At 61.7% G+C, this 1,419-nt stretch carries 1 protein-coding gene; it reads right to left on the reverse strand.

The genetic code is table 11. The annotated features are described in order from the left end of the window. Positions 1–76 precede the first annotated feature (76 nt). Positions 77–1,396, reverse strand: a complete 1,320-nt coding sequence (gene argA, locus BDE01S_RS10515; protein ID WP_066081319.1) for an amino-acid N-acetyltransferase — start codon at positions 1,394–1,396, stop codon at positions 77–79. Between the last annotated feature and the right edge of the window lie 23 nt (positions 1,397–1,419).

Here is a 1,419-nt window from a genome sequence, read left to right on the forward strand (position 1 = left end):
TCCGACTATACAGTGAAATAAAGCCGCCGACGGCGCATACTCCGTCGGCGGCTTTTACCCTTTCGGGCGGTTTGATTTACAAAATGCGTACAAAAATCTGCGAATTGCGGCCGCTTTCGACATAATCGCGGCGGCGTGCCGGCGGCAAATCTTCTAAAGATGCCGTCTGAAAACCGCGTTCGGCAAACCATTCGCCGGTGTGGGTGGACAGGGCAAAGAGCTTGCCGATGCCGCGTGCGCGCGCTTCGTCGGCAACGTGCGCCAGCAGCATTTCGCCGTAGCCGCCCTCTTGCGCGTCGGGCGATACCACCAGGCAGGCCAGCTCGCCGCAGTCGGCTTCGTCAAAGGTTTTCAGCGCCACGCAGCCGTAGATGTGGCGGTCGTGTTCCAATACCGAAAAGCTGTGGATTTGGTTTTCCAGATATTCGCGGCTGCGGCGCAGCAGGATGCCCTGCTCTTCCAGCGGGCGGATTAAGGCGGTGATGTGGGGGATGTCGTCGTTGTGCGCGCGGCGGATGTTGACGAATGAGTCGCGGGCGATGGACGTACCCGCGCCGTGGCGGGTAAACAGCTCGCGAATCAGCGCGCCGTCTTCGCGCCCGCTGAGAATTTGGGTGCGGTGTACGCCCCGCTCCACCGCGTTCACCGCATACTCCAGCAATCGCGCCTGGCCGCCCGATGCTTCGCCGCTTGCGGCCATCTGCCGCGCTTCGGCGGCGGAAAGGTTGGTTTTCAGACGGCCTTCGCTGTCCAAAATCCCTTCCTGCTCAATCAAGTAAATCAGTTTATCCGCATTCAGCGCGATGGCGGCGGCTTCGGCGGCTTCGCCCATACCCAGCTTGAAGGTTTTGCCGCTCGGAGAATGCCCGATGGGGCTGATGAGCACCAATGCGCCGTCGTTCAAACGGCCGGCAACGGCTTCGGTATCGACTTTGCGAACCACGCCGGTATAGCCCATATCGATGCCGTCCACAATGCCCAGCGGTCGGGCAGACAGGAAATTGCCGCCTGCTACCGCCAGCGGCTTGCTGCGCTGCGGCGCTTGGGCAATGCTGCTGCCGAGCGCGGCTTCGATGTCGCTGCGTATCATGCCTGCAGCCTGCTTGGCATATTGCAGCACGGCTTCGTCGGTGATGCGGCGGTGGCGGTGGTATTGCGGCACATGCCCCGCGCTGCCCGCCAGCCGGCCGATATGCGCGCGCGTGCCGTGTACCAGCACCAAGCGCACGCCCAAGCTGGCCAGCAGGTTCAAATCCGCCGCCAAACGCTTGAGCGCGTCGCCCTCAAGCAGGCTGTCTGCCACGCCGATAACCAGCGTTTTGCCGCGCAGATAATTGATGTAGGGCGCGGCTTCGCGAAAGTCGCCGACAAAGCCGGCCGATGTGTGTATAGGCATAGTCGAATAAAATAAGAATGAGA

Origin of the sequence: Bergeriella denitrificans NBRC 102155 (assembly GCF_001592185.1) — a bacterium.
GTDB classification, from domain to species: domain Bacteria; phylum Pseudomonadota; class Gammaproteobacteria; order Burkholderiales; family Neisseriaceae; genus Neisseria; species Neisseria denitrificans.